Origin of the sequence: Alteromonas abrolhosensis (genome assembly GCF_001953635.1) — a bacterium.
GTDB lineage: Bacteria > Pseudomonadota > Gammaproteobacteria > Enterobacterales > Alteromonadaceae > Alteromonas > Alteromonas abrolhosensis.
On the sequence record NZ_MEJH01000004.1, the window covers coordinates 117,305 to 137,715 of the forward strand.

At 44.2% G+C, this 20,411-nt stretch carries 14 protein-coding genes; 3 read left to right on the forward strand and 11 right to left on the reverse strand.

Going from position 1 to position 20,411, the window contains the following annotated elements; all coding sequences use genetic code 11:
• Positions 1–18 precede the first annotated feature (18 nt).
• The 9 genes from BGK61_RS07965 to BGK61_RS08005 all read right to left on the reverse strand — a co-directional run bounded on the left by BGK61_RS07965 (position 19) and on the right by BGK61_RS08005 (position 10,950).
• Positions 19–723, reverse strand: coding sequence for a DUF3379 family protein (locus BGK61_RS07965; RefSeq protein ID WP_014997784.1), 705 nt, complete (start codon positions 721–723; stop codon positions 19–21).
• Positions 716–1,273 carry a sigma-70 family RNA polymerase sigma factor gene (locus tag BGK61_RS07970; protein WP_014997785.1) on the reverse strand — a complete coding sequence of 186 codons (558 nt, stop codon included), beginning with the start codon at positions 1,271–1,273 and terminating at the stop codon, positions 716–718. Before BGK61_RS07970 ends, BGK61_RS07965 begins: the two co-directional genes overlap by 8 nt.
• A gap of 116 nt (positions 1,274–1,389) precedes the next feature.
• Positions 1,390–3,243: a DUF885 domain-containing protein gene (locus tag BGK61_RS07975; protein WP_076011927.1), complete on the reverse strand. Its 1,854-nt coding sequence runs from the start codon at positions 3,241–3,243 to the stop codon at positions 1,390–1,392.
• Between the two features lie 205 nt (positions 3,244–3,448).
• Positions 3,449–5,269 (reverse strand): BatD family protein, encoded by a 1,821-nt coding sequence (locus BGK61_RS07980; RefSeq protein WP_076011928.1) that lies wholly within the window; start codon positions 5,267–5,269, stop codon positions 3,449–3,451.
• The gene (locus BGK61_RS07985; protein ID WP_076011929.1) at positions 5,270–7,312 is read right to left on the reverse strand and encodes a vWA domain-containing protein; all 2,043 of its coding nucleotides are present in this window, start codon (positions 7,310–7,312) and stop codon (positions 5,270–5,272) included.
• Positions 7,312–8,388, reverse strand: coding sequence for a vWA domain-containing protein (locus tag BGK61_RS07990; protein WP_076011930.1), 1,077 nt, complete (start codon positions 8,386–8,388; stop codon positions 7,312–7,314). The genes BGK61_RS07985 and BGK61_RS07990 overlap by 1 nt, the downstream gene beginning before the upstream one ends.
• The gene (locus tag BGK61_RS07995; RefSeq protein WP_076011931.1) at positions 8,381–9,016 is read right to left on the reverse strand and encodes a DUF4381 domain-containing protein; all 636 of its coding nucleotides are present in this window, start codon (positions 9,014–9,016) and stop codon (positions 8,381–8,383) included. Before BGK61_RS07995 ends, BGK61_RS07990 begins: the two co-directional genes overlap by 8 nt.
• Positions 9,016–9,990: a DUF58 domain-containing protein gene (locus BGK61_RS08000; RefSeq protein WP_076011932.1), complete on the reverse strand. Its 975-nt coding sequence runs from the start codon at positions 9,988–9,990 to the stop codon at positions 9,016–9,018. The genes BGK61_RS07995 and BGK61_RS08000 overlap by 1 nt, the downstream gene beginning before the upstream one ends.
• A gap of 3 nt (positions 9,991–9,993) precedes the next feature.
• Complete coding sequence (locus tag BGK61_RS08005; protein ID WP_014948808.1) at positions 9,994–10,950, reverse strand: AAA family ATPase; 957 nt, start codon at positions 10,948–10,950, stop codon at positions 9,994–9,996.
• A 443-nt stretch (positions 10,951–11,393) separates the two neighbouring features.
• Here BGK61_RS08005 and fadI point away from each other — a divergent pair, with 443 nt between their 5' ends.
• The 3 genes from fadI (at position 11,394) to BGK61_RS08020 (ending at position 15,269) form a co-directional block, all read left to right on the forward strand.
• Positions 11,394–12,704: an acetyl-CoA C-acyltransferase FadI gene (fadI, locus tag BGK61_RS08010; RefSeq protein WP_076011933.1), complete on the forward strand. Its 1,311-nt coding sequence runs from the start codon at positions 11,394–11,396 to the stop codon at positions 12,702–12,704.
• 19 nt (positions 12,705–12,723) lie between these two features.
• Complete coding sequence (fadJ, locus tag BGK61_RS08015; protein ID WP_076011937.1) at positions 12,724–14,865, forward strand: fatty acid oxidation complex subunit alpha FadJ; 2,142 nt, start codon at positions 12,724–12,726, stop codon at positions 14,863–14,865.
• A 206-nt stretch (positions 14,866–15,071) separates the two neighbouring features.
• Positions 15,072–15,269, forward strand: a complete 198-nt coding sequence (locus BGK61_RS08020; RefSeq protein ID WP_044556762.1) for a hypothetical protein — start codon at positions 15,072–15,074, stop codon at positions 15,267–15,269.
• 101 nt (positions 15,270–15,370) lie between these two features.
• Here BGK61_RS08020 and BGK61_RS19595 read toward each other — a convergent pair whose 3' ends face one another.
• Positions 15,371–15,538: a hypothetical protein gene (locus BGK61_RS19595; protein ID WP_167369496.1), complete on the reverse strand. Its 168-nt coding sequence runs from the start codon at positions 15,536–15,538 to the stop codon at positions 15,371–15,373.
• Between the two features lie 301 nt (positions 15,539–15,839).
• The gene (locus BGK61_RS08025; protein ID WP_076011934.1) at positions 15,840–20,393 is read right to left on the reverse strand and encodes an EAL domain-containing protein; all 4,554 of its coding nucleotides are present in this window, start codon (positions 20,391–20,393) and stop codon (positions 15,840–15,842) included.
• Positions 20,394–20,411: the final 18 nt, after the last annotated feature.

The window sequence follows — 20,411 nt, forward strand, 5'->3', positions numbered from 1 at the left end:
TGTCAACGTTGTCAGAGGTTAGGCAGAGAACTGTATTCTTTCTGAAACTGCTTTTTTCATTTCACTTAAGTCTGCGTTTTTATCGCCTACTATCATTACGTTAGCATGTTTCATTTTTATACTCTCCCCGTGGTAATTACCATCGGAAAACTCGCTAGGCACGCTAATATCGGTGCGTTCAGGCACTACGAAAACTGACATTTTACCTTGAGGTGTATTCACAATAAGGTGAAGGCTTCTTACCGTACTTAAATGGCAATAGTTAGCCACTTCTACACCCTCGAGCATTTGGCTGAAACTACCGCCGAAGCTTGCTAACTTTGCGTTCACCATATTCAGATCAACAGGAAGCTGCGAATGTGCACGCTCCACTTCTGCGTACTGCATATGGGCAAGTGCCTGCCCACCAATGCTTAGCGGCTGGTGATACCACATTGTAATCCCAATACCAACGGTAAAGGCAACAGACGCAGCCATGGCTAAATACCAGCGACTTCTGCGCTTGTAGCGGGTAAATTCATCCGCTGACTGCTGCCAAATTAATTTGTTAGCAAGGTCTTCTGGTACATCGACTTTAAGCGCTTGCTTTAACTGCTTATCTAGCTGCTTTTGTTCATTCCAGAAACTGCGTTTGTTTTCATCCGCTTTTGCCGCTTCTATAACATCACTGTCAGTCGTTTCTGGATCGGCGTAGATACGACGCCTAAATTCTAACTCATCCATTTACACGACCTCTCTGTTCACTTTGCTTTTCTAACGCGTCTTTAAGCTGATTCCTCGCACGAAAAAGACGAGTCATCACCGTGTTCTTATTGAGCCCTAATTGGTTGGCTATCTCTTCACCACTAAACCCAAAAATGAGTTGGAGGATTAATGGTTCACGATATTCAACACTTAATCCCCCTAATAGCCGCCTAAGCTCTCTGTCTCGAAGATCGCCATCGGCCTGCTGAGTATCATCCTGAATATGAACGTCATCTATATCGACGGTATCAAATTGCTTGCGTTCAAAACGACGGGCATTCTCACGGCGCAGTATGGTAATTAACCATGACTTTGCAGCTTTCTCATCGTTTAGCGCATCTAACGAGCGCCAGGCACGTAAAAAGGTTTCTTGTACGACATCTTCGGCAATGCTCTGGTCTTTAATCAACCAGTATGCATAACGATAAATGTCGGCATGAAATGCCTTTACCAGCGCTTCATATCTATGGTGTTTTGCTTTCATATCCGATAAGACCTGACTACTACCAGATTTATTTCGCCCAAACATAAATTAATCCAAAAAATCTGAACATTTTCACTATGGCATAAAAAACGCGTCATTTCGTTAACCGAAAGACGCGTTTTAAATTTAGTGCAAGTAGGCGGAGCAATTAGCCGAAGCTTCTACGCACCTTTCTGCGTGGCGACCCATGCATTAATATTTTCTTCTAGAATAGAAAGTGGAACAGGGCCGTACTTCAGTACTTCATCATGGAAGCCTTTCCAGTCAAATTTGTCGCCAAGTTCCTTTTGCGCATGCTCTCTAAGTTCCATGATTTTTAGTTTACCAATCATATAGGCCGTGGCCTGACCTGGCATAGCAATGTAGCGCTCAATCGCTTTTTGCGCGTCGTATTCAGGGTTCGGCGTATTTTCAACAAGGTAATCTACCGCCTCTTCACGCGTCCATTTTTTAGCGTGGATACCTGTATCAACCACAAGCCTACAAGCACGCCATAGTTCCATCGCTAAACGTCCGAAATCAGAATAAGGGTCTTTATAGAAACCCATATCTTTCGCGAGTTCTTCGGTATACAGACCCCAGCCTTCGGTGTAGGCGGTGAAGCTCAAGAACTTCTGGAATTGAGGCACACCTTCCAGCTCTTGTGCAATAGCGCGCTGCATGTGGTGACCAGGGATGCCCTCGTGATACGCAAGCGCCTCTAACTGATAAGTTGGCATAGCTTTCATATCATAAAGGTTTGCGTAATAAATACCTGGTCGGCTCCCATCTTGCGCTGGGCTTTGATAAAACGCTTTACCTGCCGATTGCTCGCGGAACGCTTCAACGCGTTTAACAATCATTGGCGCTTCAGGAAGAATGCCGAAGTATTCAGGAATAGCTTCTCGCATGTCGTCTATGGCGGTTTTAGCCATATCAAGGTATTGCTGTCTACCTTCATCGGTTGAAGGCAGATAGAATTGATCATCTTCACGCATGAAAACGAAAAACTCTTGTAGCGTGCCTTCAAATTTTACTTGTTCCATAATCTCGCGCATCGCGTTGTGTATGCGCTCAACATTGTCCAAGCCAATTTGATGCACCTCTTCGGCGGTAAGGTCCGTTGTGGTAAACCAGTTAAGGCGATTCTGATACCACTTATCACCATTTGGTAAGCGCCACACACCGTCGCCTTCAGGCGTTACTTCTCTTTGATGGGCGAGCTCTTCGATAAACTTCTCGTAAGATGGCATGACCGAAGTTACTAGTGCAGCTTTCGCCTCACCTAATAATGTGGTTTTTTCGGCCTCTGTTATATCAAGCTTGTTTACCTTGTTTTGAAAATCTTCCCAAATAGTAGAAGGTGTTTCGCTTGAATCAAACGGCGCGCCAGTTATTACATTTTTTGACGCATCAATCATTTGGTCATAAGCCCATGCTGGTGGGAATACGCCTGCTTTTTCACGTAACTTCATTTGTTCAATTACTTGGTCAAAGTAAGAACGAACGTTGTCTAATCTCCCAATATATGCCTGAGCGTCCTCTTTGCTTTTTACGCTGTGAATATTGATAAGGAAGCTAGGAACCTGAGTGTGCGCAGCACGGAATTGATGCACAATATAGCGATGGTGTCTAAACTCATCGTTAGCTAAATCGCGCTCAATACCAAGTTTATAAAGGCGCAAACTTAACTTTTCTTGATCACTCAACTTGCTGGTGTCGAAGGTATCAAGCTTTTCTAAACGATTTTTCGCGATAGCAATACGGGCATCAGCCTCTTCGTCACTGATGTCATCCCACTTGTCGTAATCCCACTTTTTACCTAAGTAGCTTTGAAATAGTGGAGAGCGTTTAAGATCTTCTTCAAATGTGCGCTCAAAGAAAGCATTGAGGCGTTCAGATTCAGACTGCCCAGCGGGCTGCTCTGCTTTGATCGGCTCTGGCGCTGTTTTAGCGGTTTCGCTCGCTGGAGAGCAAGCGGTTAACGTAGTAACGGCTAACGCGATTGGCGTTAGCTTTAATAGTGTTTTCTTCATTTTATTCCCCGTCGCGTTTAATTGATTATTTTTATAAGCTAAAGCTTCTAAGGTTAATAAGCCTTAAAGAGGACAATAAGGCTCGAAGGCTCGACTGTTTCTCGAACGCAAACATTTTTGTTAAGAAGCCCTCGCCACTGTGATTTAGCTAGTTGCAAGGGCTTTCATTACGCAAATTCTAGTGTATTAGCAAATGAAATGCGTTTTATGAAGCAGGATATAAGTTAGATAGCGTGTGAGCGTTCTTTGTGTTTTTCTGCTTCCATTCGCTACGAGCTATCTTAATTTCATGCGAGAGTTGCTCTAAAGTCTTCGTAACTTGTTTAGATTGTGCGCTCACATCAACCTTATTGGCAGAGAAACGAAGTGCGTAAAGTTCATTTACTCTATCGGTGATACCTTTAAATTGTGAAAGTTGCGCATTACCTAAGGTAAGCGCCTTTATCCATTTGTTAAGGGCAGGTGTTAGTTCACGTGTATTCTTTGCTTTAATCACAGACATAAGGCTCTGAAAATGTGCTTTTTCATCCCACTGAGCACTAGAGTGGATGCGCTGTGCAGAACTGGTTTTGTGAGTTATTCCAAGTCCGGTAGACTGAGCCTGCTTAAGCTTTCTGTACGTAAACAGCCATCCTGTAAGCGCAATAACAAACAGCGCAAGTAGTACACCAATTACCATCCAATTAAGCTGGTTATTTTTGTCAGTATTGACTTCACCTGAAGCAGAGCCTAATGGTTTGCCCTCATCGTTAGTACTAACACTAGGCTTTGTTGCAGTGGAAGGTATATCGTTTTGAATAGCGTCAGTACCTGTACTACTGGATAATGGAGTATTTGGGATATTAGAAGTATTAGCATTATTTGCGCTAGACGCTGGCGCTACCGTAATTGAACGAGCGGGAATAGTGGCATACTCAGTTTGCTGAGTAAGCGTATTAAACCAAGGGATAGTAATTTCAGGTAATACAAAGTTACCCGGCTGCGTAGGTATAATCGCCAGCGACGTTTGGCGCTGTGAAATTAAGCTTTGATCTTTTTCAACTGTCGTTGTGTTTGATTGATCCGGGTACAGCTTAAAGTTTGGCGGATAAAACTCAGGAATATCAGGAAGCTGCTCTTCTACTACACCCAATGCGGTTAGCGTAATAATACGCGTCACTGGCTCACCTGCTACAAAGCTATCACCTTGCGGCCATTCTTCATCTACTCGCACCATTTCAGAAGGTAACCAAGGGTAGTCTATACCCTGAGGAATGGGCTTAATGTTCACCGTAATGTCGGGCCCAACCCGATTGATTTGCTGGGTACGGTTGAAGAAGCCAAAACGTTGGTTGGTATTGGCAGCCATAACTTCGCCAGTGAAAATAGGGCCTCTTAGCGTGAATTCACCGGATGCTTGAGGCACAACAGCAAATTGACGCTCTATAATCTGATACCTTCTCCCGTTTACGATATCTGTATACTGTTTATCTTCTCCCAGCTGGGTGATTTCCGCATTTTGCATTTCTGGCGCTTGTAGGCTGCCGCGCTCAATATTGCTAGAAAGAAACAGCTTAACCGTGTAAAGCAGCTGCTGATTTAAATAGGCCTCTTTCACGTCGATGTCAGTGGTAACAAAATAGTCTCGGGCGACATTACTTTGTTCTTGTACTGGTATTACTTTGACTTGAATAGGCTTGGTTGATTTACCTTCAATGGTTAATGAAGGAATGGTGAACGTGCCTTCCTTACGAGGAAATAACGTAGTGGTCCAAACGGTGGTACGCTTGGTGTCAAAATTGACGATTGAGGTTTGGCTACTTACTGATGTTCTTCCGACCACAAAGTCTTTAAGCAGGGGAGAGCTGTCGAATGCATCTCTGTCCGCGCTGCCGTCTGCGGTAACCGTTAAGCGAATGGCTTCATCCAACATGACAGGGTTTCTATCAATGGTGGCTTCCAGCGAATTTACATCGGCATAAGCCGCCGTACTTAAGAGTAGGGTTAATAAAAAAACTATACGTGTAGACTGTAATAAGGCTCTCATCTACCAATCACTCCGGTTTGAAGGCATACGTTGACGCTGACGTTTTTGTGCTTCTAATTGCATTTTTCGTTTTAGTAGGAATGCAGGGTCGTCTGGCACGCGGCGCATTAAACTCTCCATTCGCTGCAGCTCTTCTTTTTCTGCGTCGGTAAGCTCGGTTTCTTGACCTTGCATTGCCTGTGCTTCCTGCTCTGCTTGTTGTTCGTCTTTTTGTGCTTGCGCGCCGTCTTGCTGCGCACCATCACCTTGGTCAGACTGCTCTTGTTCTGCATTTTGCTGCTGAGAGTCTGATGACTCGTTCTGACTGTTTATCTCGGAATCATCAGGCTGTTGTGAGTTATCTCCGCCACTTTGCTGTTCATCGTTAGCTTGGCTTTGGTCAGACTGTTGACCCTCATTATCGTCTTGCTGACCATTCTGCTCATTTGAACCTTCCTGATTGTTCTTGTCGCTTGATTGCTGGTTGTTATGAGAGTTATCAGAGCTATCTTGGCCATTATCCTGCGAGTCACTCTGTTCGCCATCATCGCCATTTTCGTTCTGGTTTTGATCCTGTTGCTGCTGTTTCAGCAAATCCTCGACAATCTTTTTGTTGGTTCTTGCATCGTCAAAATCGGGGGCTTCGCTTAACGCCTGATCATATTTATTAATAGCGTCTTCAAGCTTACCGAGTTTTGCCAGTGCATTGCCTTGATTGTAAAGGCTCTCGGGACCAGGAATGCTTTTGAAGGCATTTAATGCACCTTCGTAGTCACCTGATTTATAAAGTGATGATGCTTTCCACGCTTCATCATTAAACTTGTTAACGGCGTCTTTGTACTTGCCTCTTTGGTAGCTGTTTAATGCTTCTTGGTTGTCATTCATAAATGGCGTTTGCCACCATGAAAGTGAATCGGGTTTATTTGCCATCTCCTTTGCGCTTTCCGGTGCGTCTATGTCTTGTGACGTTCCAGCAATTTCTGAGGGTTGGGCACGTTGCAAAGCATGGGCGTTTTTAATCATAGAGGGGCTAAGTAAACCCACTAACACGATGAAAACTACCCCGCGTTTGAATGCAAAGGCGGCAAACGGAAGAAGTATAAGCAGCAAGTAAGGGCCAACTTCTTTCCACTGGTCTCCTTGTAAATTACTCTCTTCTTCGTTCTCTTCGCTGTCGCTTTTATCTAGTAGAGATACCGAGGCGAGGGCATCAATGTCGGCGTCGTTTGATGTAAAGGATTCAAAGCGTCCGCCGCTGGTTTTAACCACGCCTTTCACTGCGCCTTCATTTAACTTGGGTATAACGATGCTGCCAGTGAAGTCCTTTAGAAGCTCGCCGCTTTGCTGGCGAATAGGCGCGCCTTCAGATGTTCCAACGGTAAGTGCATTTACTGTAAAAGGAATAGAGGCCACATACTCTTGAAGCTCTTGTTGTTGTTCTAACTCTATACCATCAGTAATCCAGTAGATCATGCCTGAGTTATATCCGGCATTCGTGAGAAGCTCTGACGCACTCTCTATGCCTAGGAGTGGGTCGCTGCCCGGCACGGGCATAATTTCCGGTGAAAGACTTGGGATAAGGGTTGTGATATTTCCTGCGTCTTCGGTTAAGGGGCTAATGACAAACGCATCGCCAGCGTAAGCAACCAAGCCCATTTCTCCTTCACCAATAGCGTTGACTAGGTCTATCGCTTTATATTTAGCGCGAGTTAGCCTGTCTGGCGTCATATCGGTAGCGCGCATTGAAAGCGACATATCTATGACTATAACGTGTCCCATTTTCAACTGGTAAACCGGCTGCGGCAGGCGCTCCCACGTTGGACCAGCGAGTGCTATCACACTTATAATCCACACAAAAGCAAGCATCCACATTGGAGGTTTTGCGCCCATTTCGGTTTTTCCAATCACCATATATTGATATAGATGAGAAGGGATCACAGATTGCCAGCCAGATTGCTTAGCCGTGGTTTTTCTAATTAAAAACACAAGCAGCATCAGGGGAACGAGCGCGATAAACCATTCGGGGCGTAAAAAATGAAATTGGTTTAAGAAGTCAAATTCCATTACTTCGTCTCCCTGTTTGTTTGAGCTGCTTGTATAGAATCAGCTGAGTTCGGGTGTTGCTGGGACGAGTTAATTCGTCTTTGTGCGAACCAACGAAATGTTGATAAAAGAACCGTCAAGAATGCCCATAGTGCTGACAGTAATATTGCCGCACCAAGGGGATAGTAAAACAGTGCGCTCAATGGACGCATCTTACGCGTTTCACCTTCAATAGGCTCAAGCGCATCAAGTTGTTGATAAATAGCTTGAAGTTCCTGGGCGTTTCGAGCCCTAAAATATTGGCCGCCAGTGCTAGTCGCAATGTCAGTTAACATGCCTTCATCAAGTTCTTGCGATGGGTTTATTTGTCGGCTACCGAAAAAGCTTTGGATCAGCATCTTATCTGCGCCCACACCAATAGTGTATACCTTCACACCCTCACTAATTGCCAACTCTTTCGCCTGTTCAGGGGTAATATTTCCTGCAGTATTTTGCCCATCGGTAAGAAGAATTAATACGTTATTAGACTCTTCCCGTTCGTCAAAGCGCTTCACCGCTAAACCTATCGCATCGCCTATGGCCGTTTGTTCGCCAACCAACCCAATGACAGCTTCACTCAGAAGTGTAGAAACCGTATCTCTGTCATAGGTAAGCGGCGCTTGAACGTAAGCAGTATCGGCAAATAAGATAAGGCCAATTCTGTCGCCTACACGACGCTGAATAAAGTCATAAACCACCGACTTAGTCATGGTTAAACGGTTAACTTGTCGGCCATTTATCTGCATATCATCTATCTTCATACTGCCCGATAAGTCTACCGCTAACATCATTTCTCGACCTTCGTTTGGTATGCTAACAGGCTCTCCTAACCATTGAGGCCGTGCGGCAGCCGTTACGAGCAGCAGCCATATCAAGCTACTTACCACTAGCGGAATTTTGGTTTGCTTCAATTGGGTTTGCTCTGACACATCACCAGGTCGCAAACTAGGAACCCGCAAAGCAGCCATGGGCGTGTCTTGTGCTTTTTTAGAAAGCAAGCGTACGATAATAGGTAAGGGGAGTACGAAAAAGACCCACCACCAAGCAAAATTAAGCATGATGCGGCTCCTTGGTTTGCTTATCATGAGCGCTACCATCGTTTAGACCGCCATCATTCACACCGCCGTAAGCCCCCTTGTTTTTTGGCAGTTTGGCTTTTGAAAGCCAGTTTTTTACTGCCCCTTTGCAGGTTTCAAAATCACTAGGGTTGGGGGTGGCTTGATAAACATTACTTACTAACAAACCTAAATCACTTTCAAGTTTACTATCACTACTTTTCAATGCAGAGGTTAAGAACGCTTGCCACTGTTTACCGTATAACCCGGCTACTTGCTGAGTTGGGTAATAGCTCATAGCCGTGCGTTTTAGAATTGAGTTTAACGCCACGGGCCAATTGCTTTGTTGTGCTGAAATCGATTCAAGTAAGGCTAAAGCTTGCTTGCGCGCCTTGTTGTGACGTATGTGAGCAGTGATAGTTTTATATAGGCAAAATAGGGCAAGTAAAAACACTGCGATAGCGACCCACCAACCCCAATCTAATGGCCAAATGTTGACCTCTGTAGGTACGTGTATATCGCGCAGCTGAGCAAGTGGGTCTTGCTGCTGAGGTGGCACTGGCATTTGATTAGCCGATGTCGTTTGAGCTGAACTGGATAAAAGGCTTGATAAAAGATTGTTGCTCTGCATTAATTAAGCTCCAACCGTTGTTCTTGCTGCATACTTTGAAGCTGTTCGTCTAGGGGAAGACCCGCTGAAACACTGAATCGAGCGATATTGTTTTTGCGCAAGGTGCTATAAATCGCGCTATTGTGTTCGCTGCGCCATTTTTGATAGTGCTGCTGCTCTGTATTGTCGCCTAACACCCAACGTTGTTGGTTTCGACCATCAGAAACGCTGACGGTTTGTAATGAACTGGTTTGCGGCAAAGCGTGTTCTATTGGATCGTTAATCACGATAGCCCTCACTTCACAGTGTCGAGTTAAGTGACTTAAGTGTTGAATAGCTTGGGTACTTAAATGCTGAAAGTCTGACACGAGATAAACCAAGCTCCCAGGTCTTGCTAAACGTCTTGCCCTAGCACACGCATCGGCAAACGCTTGTTCGTCTTTGTCTTTGTCCGGCTCAGATTGCGCGCTCTGTTCGTGCAATGCCATAAGTTCATGACACACGTGCAACACGGCTTTTTTGCGAGTTAGTGGTTTAATTTCTTTGTGCTGTAGCTGATTAAATACTAGCGCGCCAACTTTATCGCCGCGAGCGGCAGCTGACCAGCTAATTAATGAAGATACATGAGCGGCTTGCACCGCTTTAGTAAGCAGTTGCGTGCCAAATGCCATTGACGGTAGGTAGTCACAGAATAGAAAAACCGGGCGCTCTCGCTCTTCCCGATACACTTTAGTGTGAGTTTTACCCGTGCGCGCAGTAACGCGCCAATCAATAGCGCGAATATCATCACCAGGCTGATAATGACGGGCCTCATCAAACTCCATGCCTCGGCCTTTGTGCTTGGTGAGATAACTCCCTGCAAGTTTAGCTTGTGGCATACGTTTAGGCGCTAAGCTAAAAAGCTTAGCCAACTGTTGATAGCGAAGTAGCTCCGCGGTAGACAGTGACACCCCGTTACTTTGCAGCTTGTCTAGCTGCGCTTGTACATTCACCATAACTTAAGGAACTGCGACAGTTGCAACAATCTTATCAAGTACGTCGTTAATCGTTACGCCTTCAGCCTCGGCTTGATATGACAGAATAATGCGGTGGCGAAGCACGTTGTGAACCACAGCTTGAATATCATCAGGACCAACAAAGTCTCTGCCGCTAAGCCATGCGTGAGCGCGTGCACAGCGATCTAAGCTTATGGTTGCTCGGGGGCTTGTTCCCATCGCTATCCACTGGCCTAATTCAGCGTCGAAATTTGCAGGCTGACGTGTAGCCATAATCAATTGAACTAAATACTGTTCTAACTCAGGCGCCATATACAAAGACAGCGCTTCTTTACGCGACGTAAAAATGTCGTCTTGAGTTAGCGTTGGTGGCGTAACGGGTGGCTCAGAGAGGGCCTCACCTCGCGTTAAGCGCAATATTTCCAATTCTGTCTCAGCGCCAGGATAATCGATGTCCACGTGCATCAAGAATCGGTCTAGCTGTGCTTCAGGTAGTGGATAAGTTCCTTCCTGCTCTAGCGGGTTTTGCGTCGCCATTACTAAAAATAGCGGAGGAAGAGGGTAGGTTTTACTGCCCACCGTAATCTGACGTTCGGCCATGGCTTCGAGCAGGGCCGACTGCACTTTTGCAGGTGCACGGTTGATTTCGTCGGCTAGCACTAGGTTATGAAAAAGCGGGCCTTTTTGAAAAACAAACTCGCCAGTCTCGGGGCGGTATATGTCTGTCCCAGTTAAGTCGGCAGGCAAAAGGTCAGGGGTAAATTGTACGCGATGAAAGTCGCCGTCAATACCGTTAGCAAGTGCATTGATTGCGCGTGTTTTTGCAAGCCCTGGAGGGCCTTCTACCAGAAGGTGGCCGTCTGCCAAAAGAGCGATAAGAAGGCTTTTGGTTAACGCATGCTGACCAATAATCTGCTGGTCTAAATAAGCGTGTAACTGTTGAAATTGCGCTGCTGCCATAATGCAAAATTTCCGTTTGAGTTCTCGTTATCAGGAAGTGTCATTTGAGCGATAGATTTATTAAATCTCTTATAAAGTGATCGCTTAGCTAAAAAGTAAACTACATATTAATTTAGATAGCTCTAGCCCGTCACAATGACACAAAACAGACTTTCATTTCCATATAAGGTTCATTCTATCTTTCTTCAAGTCGTCAAACAGTAATAAAAATGCGATATGTGGTGGAGGGCGAAACTTGCTTTCCTTAATCTCAAGCGAATTTAGCTAGCAAGTCTATTGGCTAACTGCACGAACGCTGCAAATTTTAGTTTCATTTATATTGCCCTTAATCCTGCATTATTTGCTATTTTGTTCATTGTTTGTAAAAATCGGGTTTATTACAGGTCAGACCACTTCATTGGTAATGAGCTAAAGGTGAAGCTGGTCATAAATTTAGGTGCATTATGGCAACAAAACAATCAGTTACTACCCGAGAGGGTGAGCGCATCGCCATTGTCGCGGGGTTGCGTACTCCGTTTGCGAAAATGGCTACATATTTCCACGGTGTTCCGGCTGTTGATTTAGGTAAAATGGTCGTAAACGAACTTCTGGTTCGCCATGGTGTTCAAAAAGAATGGGTTGATCAGGTTGTTTATGGTCAGGTAGTGCAAATGCCTGAAGCGCCAAACATCGCACGAGAAATTGTGCTTGGCACTGGCATGAATGTTCATACCGACGCTTACAGTGTATCTCGTGCATGTGCGACGAGCTTTCAGTCAACGGTAAACATCGCTGAAAGCATGATGGCAGGCACGGTACAGGTAGGTATTGCTGGTGGTGCAGACTCAACATCGGTATCACCTATCGGTGTGTCTAAGAACCTTGCACGTGCGCTGGTAGATTTACAGAAAACCAAGACCTTGGGTCAAAAGCTGAATATCTTTAAGCGTTTAAGCTTAAAAGACTTAGCGCCAGTACCTCCAGCTGTAGCTGAGTACTCTACAGGTTTGTCGATGGGACAAACGGCAGAGCAAATGGCGAAAACGCATCAAATTTCTCGTGAAGAGCAAGATAAGCTTGCACATCGCTCGCACAGCCTAGCGGCTGAAAGCTGGGAAGCCGGCAAGTTGTCTAGCGAAGTGATGACCGCTTATGCAGAACCGTATAAAGGTGCGCTTGAACGCGACAACAACGTACGTTTCGATTCAAAGCTTGAAGGCTACGCGAAACTTCGCCCAGTATTTGACAAAAAGTACGGCTCTGTAACTGCGGCAAACGCCACACCACTTACCGATGGTGCTTCTGCAGTGCTTATGATGACAGAGAGCCGAGCCAAAGAGCTAGGCTACACACCATTGGGCTACATTAAGAGCTACGCGTTTGCTGCAATCGACGTTTGGGAAGACATGCTAATGGGACCATCGTACGCGACACCTATCGCGTTAGATCGCGCTGGAATGACGCTAAACGATTTAACGCTAATTGAAATGCACGAAGCGTTCGCAGCGCAAACCTTGGCAAACGTTAAGATGTTCGCAAGTGACAAGTTCGCCAAAGAGAAACTAGGTCGCGATAAAGCGACTGGCGAAATTGATATGGACAAATTCAACGTGATGGGTAGTTCAATTGCCTATGGTCACCCGTTTGCCGCAACCGGTACACGTATGATCACGCAAATGCTTAACGAACTAAATCGCCGTGGCGGTGGTACAGGTCTACTGACTGCATGTGCTGCGGGTGGTCTTGGTGCCGCAATGATCGTGGAGACAGAATAATATGAGTCAGGAACAAGAAATGACAAATGAAGTTCAGCCGACATCAGGAGCATTTACGTTAACCAAGCAAGATAATGGCGTTGCTATTCTTAGCATGGACGTACCTGGCGAGAGCATGAATACGCTTAAAGCTGAGTTCGGCGATGAGATATCTGCCATGCTTGATGATATTGAGCGCGACAGCAGCATTAAAGGTGTTGTACTAACGAGCGGCAAGCCAAGCTCATTCGTAGCAGGTGCCGATATCACCATGCTAGCAGCGTGTAAAACCGCTGAAGACGCCACAACTATCGCTGCGGGCGGCCAAGCTATTTTCGATAGAATTGAAAATATGAAGGCTACCTTCGTTGCGGCTATCCATGGCCCAGCGTTAGGTGGTGGTTTAGAACTTGCCTTGGCGTGTCATTATCGCGTATGTACAGATTCACCTAGCACCCAGCTAGGTTTACCTGAAGTGCAGCTTGGCTTATTGCCGGGCAGTGGCGGCACTCAGCGTCTTCCTCGCCTAATCGGCATTCAGCAAGCAATGAAAATGATGCTTACTGGAGCCCCTGCGCGTGCTAAACAAGCTAAAAAATACGGCATTGTAGATGATGTAGTACCGCACAGTGTTTTATTTAAAGTTGCTGAGCAATTTGCGCTTAAACGCAAACCAGAACGTGAAGCGCCGCAGAAGAGCGTAATGGACAAAGTGCTTGAGAAAACTGGCCCAGGCCGCAGCATGATGTTTAAAAAGGCTCGCGAAGCGACATTTGCCAAAACCAAAGGTAATTATCCAGCGCCGGGTTACATAATTGATGTCATCGAAACAGGCATGAACGACGGGATGAAAGCGGGGCTTAAAGCCGAAGCTGAAGCCTTTGGTAAGCTTGTTATGACACCGGAGTCTTTCCAATTACGCCAGATTTTCTTCGCAACAACAGAAATGAAAAAAGAAAACGGCGTTGAGGGTGTTAAACCCGAAAAGATGAAGAAAGTAGGCGTACTTGGCGGTGGTTTAATGGGCGGTGGTATCGCCTATGTAACGTCGACCAAAGCAGGTGTACCTGTGCGTATTAAAGACGTACGTGCGGAAGGTATCGCCAATGCAATGAAGTACAGCTATGACATCTTAAACAAAAAGGTGAAGAAGCGTTTCATGCGTAACAGCGAAATGCAGAAGCAGTTAGCGCTACTCACTGGTACACTTGATTACAGCGGCTATCAAGATGCTGATATCGTGGTTGAGGCGGTTTTTGAAGACCTCGACCTTAAGCAAAAGATGGTGGCGGATATTGAAGAGAACTGCAAAGAAAGCACGATCTTCGCGTCTAATACATCGTCTATTCCAATCACACAAATTGCAGCTAAAGCAGCACGTCCCGAAAACGTGATTGGTCTGCATTACTTCTCGCCAGTAGACAAAATGCCATTGGCTGAAGTTATTGCTCACGACAAAACGTCTGATCAAGTTATTTCGTCTACGGTAGAGTTTGCTAAAAAGCAAGGCAAAACGCCGGTAGTTGTTAAAGACGGTGCGGGTTTCTACGTAAACCGTATTTTAGCGCCTTACATGAATGAAGCGGCAAACCTCATTCTTGACGGTGAGCCTATTGAGCACATCGATAAGTCATTGGTTAAGTTTGGCTTCCCGGTAGGCCCTGTGAAACTACTTGATGAAGTGGGCATTGATGTTGGTACTAAGATTATCCCATTCCTTGTAGAGGCGTTCGGCGAGCGCTTCACTGCCCCAAGTGCTTTCGATAAAGTACTTGCAGATGGCAGAAAGGGTAAGAAAAATCAAAAAGGGTTTTATTCTTATGAAGGTAAAAAGCCAGGTAAAGAAGTGGACGAGTCAATCTACGAATTACTGGGTCTTTCACCTTCTGCTAAGTTAAGCGAAAAAGAAGTAGCGGAACGCTGCGTATTAATGATGCTTAACGAGGCGGCACGCTGTTTGGATGAGGGCGTTATCCGCAGTGCCCGTGACGGCGATATCGGTGCTATCTTTGGTATTGGTTTCCCTCCATTCTTAGGCGGTCCATTCCGCTACATGGATACGCTGGGAATTAAACACGTTGTTGCTCGTTTAAACCATTATGCTACTGCTGTGGGCGATAAATTTGCACCTGCGGAAGTGTTAGTGAAAATGGCGGAAAATGATCAGAAATTTTATAATTAAGTTTATAAAATGTTAAAAGCCGGGCTTTGCCCGGTTTTTTTATGCCTAATGCTTATTTTAGCTGGTTTATTGTTCGATTTTGGGTAAAATCCCTCCGGTTAAAAAGTGGTCATGTCAATTTATTGACATAAGTAATCAATGACTTAAAGGAGGTTATTGGTTAGTGCCATCTTTAAATTTATTTTGTTACTGCAAATGGGGGCCATGTGATTTCACTCGTTGTATTAAGCGTTCTCTTTTCTCTCTATTTTTATGTTGAAGCGTTTAAATGGGGAATGAATGCGAAGAAGTGGGCGATTGCAGGGTTAGTATTCGGCCCTATATTACTTCCTATGTTCTCTATCTCTCGCCATATCCACTGGCGCAATGCAGTTGGGTTTAACAATCTTTATATCGCCGCGTAGCCCCTTTAAAGCGCTTTGGTGAAGAGTGTAGGTAAAAGATAGGTTACAGGTATAAAAAAAGAGAGCGTTGCTCTCTTTTTTTGGAAATTCTAGGGTATCTACTAAAGACCAATTCCCATGCCACTGCCACCAGTCTTAGGGCGAACTGTTTGTGGCTGGGTTACCGTTTCTTTTTGCGACTCAGGAGCTTGCTTAGCGCCGTCTTGTTTGTCGGCAGCAACTGGGGTAGCGGTAGAAAGTACAAGTGCAACTGCGTACTCTTTTAACATGTTAATTTCCTCTGATTATTTTGAACGAACAAACAAAACCGATTTTTTATATTTGTCATCGGTATCTATTACATAGCCAGATGCATGCCAGAAATAAAAATTTTTTAAATGTTTAATATAATCAGTTGGTTACAATTTTTTGTTATAGCTTTTGTTGTTGAGGGGGGGGGCGGCGCCATTTTAATGGCACTAAAGTCTAATACACTAAGGTTGAATAGGCAGAACTTTGCCAAGCGCTTCAGTTAACGACGTTTAACAGAGGAATGTAGATGCCCTATACGCGTTGCACAGGTTAGGGCGATTAGAAATTAGAGTGGCCAAGTAGCGTGTGAAGCTTTTGGTTTTCGGTGAGAAGCTTCTCGAAACGCTCGGCATTTAAAGGTCGGCTGTATAAGAAGCCTTGCAGCATTTCGCAATCGTAGCGACGCAAGATATCCAACTGAGCTTCTTCTTCCACCCCTTCTGCTACTACTTTCAAGCCCAAATTGTGGGCGATATTTATAATAGCGGCTGCCATGTGACGGTCGACATTACTCTTTGCAATATCGTCAATGAATGCTTTGTCTATTTTCAGCGTGTTTAGTGGGAAACGCTTTAAGTACGCCAAAGATGAATAACCTGTTCCGAAATCGTCAAGCGCGAGGTGAATACCCCTTTCTCGGAGACGAGTCATCATTTGAAGGCCATTCTCAGGGCTTTCCATTAACGTGCCTTCAGTTATTTCGCACTCAAGGTGTAGTGGAGACAAGCCTATGTCATTTAGGATCTTATTGATTCTGTCATCTAAGTCGGGCAACTCGAACTGCTTAGCAGATATGTTTACAGCTACGCGGCCACTAAACAGCCCTTGGTTTACCCAACGTTTCGTATCTGCGCACGCTTTTCTGAGCACTTGCTCACCAATTTCTATAATTTGCCCAGTCTGTTCAGCAAGAGGAATAAATTGCCCTGGGCTAACGATGCCTTTTTGCGGATGTTCAAAGCGCACTAAAGCCTCCATACTGACTAGCTTACCAGAGGCGATATCTACCTTCGGCTGGTAATAAACCGTAAAGAGGTCGTCTTTAATACCTTGTCTAATAAGGTTTTCTATTTGAAGCTGTCTAACAGCATTTTGATTCATCTCACCGCTAAAGAACTGATAGCTATTGCCGCCATTATTTTTAGCAAAGTACATGGCAGTGTCGGCATTCTTAAGCATTTCCTGAGGCGATGCGCCATCGTCAGGGAAGAATGCAATTCCAATACTGGCACCTAACACAAACTCTTGCTTATTAATGATGAAGGGGCGAGATAACGTGTCTAAGAGGTTTTGCGCGTAATGTGTCACCGTGTGGATATCGGCATTGTCTTCCATTAAAACACTAAATTCATCACCACCTAAACGGTAACAGGTAGCACTCTTTCCGGTGATTCGTTGTAAACGCTTTGCTATTTGTTTAATTAAAATATCACCGGTTTGGTGCCCCAAAGAGTCGTTAATCTTTTTGAAGTTATCCATATCCAAGCAGAGCAGGGTATGCTGAGCACCTTTTCGAACAAGGTTTTGGTGGCTAGCTTGGAAAAACGAACGATTTGGAAGCTCGGTAAGAGGGTCGGTATTAGCCAGTTTTAACAGCTCTTTTTCGGTACTTTTTCTTGACGTAATATCACTAAATACGCCAACGAAATGACTTATCTTGCCGTCGTCATCATGTACGGCATCAATATTCAATTCCATCTCATAGCGTTCGCCGTTTACGCGCACGCTTTCTACTTCGCCCGACCAGTTACCTTTTGACTTAAGGGTTTTCTTAATCTCTTCCGTAAAGGCGTCCGGGTACAAATGGAAATGCATATAGCTAGCTAAAGCTTGATCACGGGTCTCACCCGTGTACCCACAATAAGCGTTGTTAACACTAATGAATTTAAATTGGGTATTCGTGATAAAGACACCTTCAGAAATATTCTCGATTGAACGCTTAAATAGATTAAGCTGCTCTTCTGCCTCTTTTAAGTGATGAATATTTTTAAGGGTTCCTGTCATTCGCACAGGCTGGTCATTATGGTCTCTTTCAACGACTTTTCCGCGATCCAATATCCAAATCCATTGATTTTTAAATGTCTTGGCACGGTAAGCAAGTTCATAGAAGTCGCTATTTCCTTCAAGATGTTCTCTTAACGCAGTCTTGACTCGGTTCACGTCGTTAGGGTGAATATTCGCGTCGTAGGCGCCGGTAGTGCGGATATCATCTTGTGGGAAGTCTAATGTGCCCCAGGTATTAGCACGGTACACCTGACCTCGATACACATCCCAGTCCCACAATTCGTCGCCTGAACTCCAAAGCGTAAGTTTGAGGCGCTCTTCTGACTCTTTGATGGCTAGCTGATTGGCTTTTCTAATTTGATATTGTCGGACGATAAAAGCAAAAATGGCAAATGCAACAATACAGTAGAAAACAATAGCAACGGTATGAAGCCAAGGTGGCCTAGCAATGTGCACGGAAATTCTTTTGCTGTCAGACCATAGCTTTCCTGGCGCTTTAGCTTGGACCTCAAAAATATAGCTTCCAAAATTTATATTATTAAATTGGGCAACTCTGTCATCTCCATTATCGATCCAATTATCATCAAACCCTAACAATCGATATCGATAAACTACGTGCTGCGGATAGACTGAATTAAGTAAATTGAAGGAAATGCTGAATCTAGATTCGTTATACTCGAGATAAATAGCATCCTTGTAATTGATATTTTGAGCGGATGAAAAGTAACTTTTTTCCGTTCCATACTCTCGTTGTACGATATTTGACTTGTTGTTTGAAACGCCAAAGACTTTCAACTCAGAAACCTCAGGTGTGAGAGTTGTTAACAAGCCTTTCGCAGTCTTCAGGTGATTTCTATTTACGACGTTGTAGCCTGTCATCCCACCAAAGTAAATACTAGAGTCGGAAGATACGAATATGGAACTTTCACCCAGTGAATTAAAATTTAATTCTGAGTTCGGTATTGTGATTAATTCCGTTAGATCTGGTAGATGAATTTGATGAACACCTGCGGTATCTGCATACCAGATTCTGTCATTCACGCCGACTGAAGAGATAATCTGTCCTGAGTTTTCTTGACGACTTTGCCTTTTTGTTATTTCCCAGGTATTTTTATCTACACCAATTATTCCTTTTGATCTGGTGGTCAGCCAATAGGTATTGTCTGATTCGTAAACTCGGTAAACTTGAGAATCGAATCCATTAGATTGTTCAAGTGAATAGACTTGTCGCTTTTCCGCTAATGAATAGATGCTAACTCCAGACTCACTTCTTAACCAAAGCCTGTTATTTGAATCTTTGAAGATAGGGACAAGAAGTGAATAGTCTATTTTAACGTCTATTTTCTCTTTTGTGATTTGATTTGATTTAGGATCAAAAGTCAGTTTGTGGGGCCCTTTCGTATCTACCCATACCCAAATTTCATCATTGTTTCGATAAAAGAAATCGATAAAAATCCCTTCAAAAAAATGGCTAGTAATTTCCAGTGAATTATTCACCTTATCAAGAACATAAATGCCATTTGATGATGCGAGCCAAAATTTACCATATGGGTCTATTTCCAAGTCCCAATATGTTATTGACTTTGGTAAATTGCTAAAAGCTTCAATAAATTTGACGTCACCTGAGCTTGAGTCGAGCTTACCTAGACCTCTCTGCTGAGCAACCACAAAAATATCTTGATTCTTATCTTCTGCAAACCCCCATATTGCAGAGTAATCATCTTCAGCTGCATTTGGTGAGTTATATACAGACTTATACCTTGTCGTGGCATATTCAGGATGAAATCTGAATGCACCGCTTTTTATTGTTGTGACCCATACACCGCCAAGTCTATCTGATACTAGATTCATGATAGTTGCCGTAGGAAGGCCTGTTAGCTCTTGGTTGCTGTGAGCTAAAAATAAAGTCTCTGGATGAAAATTGGAATCTATATCAGTGATAGCAGCTTCGCTGAAAATGAAGAGACCTGCTTGGGTTCCTATCCAAATGTCATCTTCCTTTTCGAAAATCGTAAGTGCATTTAATGCTTCACTAGACTCTGAAGTAAATTCGTCTTTTATGTGCTGTAATATCTTGCCGGAAGCCGACATTACATAAATGCCTTCATTGGTTGCAAGCCAGTAATTTCCGTTTATCACTTCGATGTCGTGAAGGGAGCGAACATCCAAGTTGATACCCCACGGGTTCACCTTAGTTGCTGAGTAGAGAGACTCGTCAGATTTGTCAATAAGCGAAAGACCAAATTCGTTTGATCCTAACCAGGTACGATTCGCTTCATCATGAATGACTTTAATAAAACTCTGATCTCTGTATATCTGTTTTACAACTTCAATTTGATGGGTGTCTTTCGATAATTTGTAAAGAAACTTCAAGTCGGCAAATAGGATGTCTCCTTCGTATGACTCTCCAATACCAGTAATAAAGTCAACTTTAATTACGCTATTTTGTCGATTAAAAATTTTAAAGTTGTCGCTTTCTGATTGATATTTAGCGAGTCCTGCTTGCGTACCTATCCACAAATCTCCCCGGGAGTCTAAGAACAAATTCTGAATGTAACCAGTTGGTAGTGAGTTAGGATCGACGTCTGAAGGGTGGTATTGCTTTACTTCATAACCTGAATATCGGTTGAGCCCATTAGAGGTAGCGAGCCAGATGTAACCTTTGTTATCTTCGACAATGTCCAATACTGCAGTGTCAGATAATCCCTGCTGCTTATTTAATTCTGTAAAATGAAGATCAGAAACCTCTATCGCCTTTGCAGAAGAAAAGAAAAGCTCTGACAAAGCCAACAAAAGAAGAGAAATTGAATAAATTAGGGTTGAGCGCACCTACACACCTTTGGCATA

What these genes read in the sequence shown, in the direction of transcription:
- BGK61_RS07965 (WP_014997784.1), bottom strand. Translation starts at nt 723, where the DNA reads ATGGATGAGTTAGAATTTAGGCGTCGTATCTACGCCGATCCAGAAACG.
- BGK61_RS07970 (WP_014997785.1), bottom strand. Translation starts at nt 1,273, where the DNA reads ATGTTTGGGCGAAATAAATCTGGTAGTAGTCAGGTCTTATCGGATATG.
- BGK61_RS07975 (WP_076011927.1), bottom strand. Translation starts at nt 3,243, where the DNA reads ATGAAGAAAACACTATTAAAGCTAACGCCAATCGCGTTAGCCGTTACT.
- BGK61_RS07980 (WP_076011928.1), bottom strand. Translation starts at nt 5,269, where the DNA reads ATGAGAGCCTTATTACAGTCTACACGTATAGTTTTTTTATTAACCCTA.
- BGK61_RS07985 (WP_076011929.1), bottom strand. Translation starts at nt 7,312, where the DNA reads ATGGAATTTGACTTCTTAAACCAATTTCATTTTTTACGCCCCGAATGG.
- BGK61_RS07990 (WP_076011930.1), bottom strand. Translation starts at nt 8,388, where the DNA reads ATGCTTAATTTTGCTTGGTGGTGGGTCTTTTTCGTACTCCCCTTACCT.
- BGK61_RS07995 (WP_076011931.1), bottom strand. Translation starts at nt 9,016, where the DNA reads ATGCAGAGCAACAATCTTTTATCAAGCCTTTTATCCAGTTCAGCTCAA.
- BGK61_RS08000 (WP_076011932.1), bottom strand. Translation starts at nt 9,990, where the DNA reads ATGGTGAATGTACAAGCGCAGCTAGACAAGCTGCAAAGTAACGGGGTG.
- BGK61_RS08005 (WP_014948808.1), bottom strand. Translation starts at nt 10,950, where the DNA reads ATGGCAGCAGCGCAATTTCAACAGTTACACGCTTATTTAGACCAGCAG.
- fadI (WP_076011933.1), top strand. Translation starts at nt 11,394, where the DNA reads ATGGCAACAAAACAATCAGTTACTACCCGAGAGGGTGAGCGCATCGCC.
- fadJ (WP_076011937.1), top strand. Translation starts at nt 12,724, where the DNA reads ATGACAAATGAAGTTCAGCCGACATCAGGAGCATTTACGTTAACCAAG.
- BGK61_RS19595 (WP_167369496.1), bottom strand. Translation starts at nt 15,538, where the DNA reads ATGTTAAAAGAGTACGCAGTTGCACTTGTACTTTCTACCGCTACCCCA.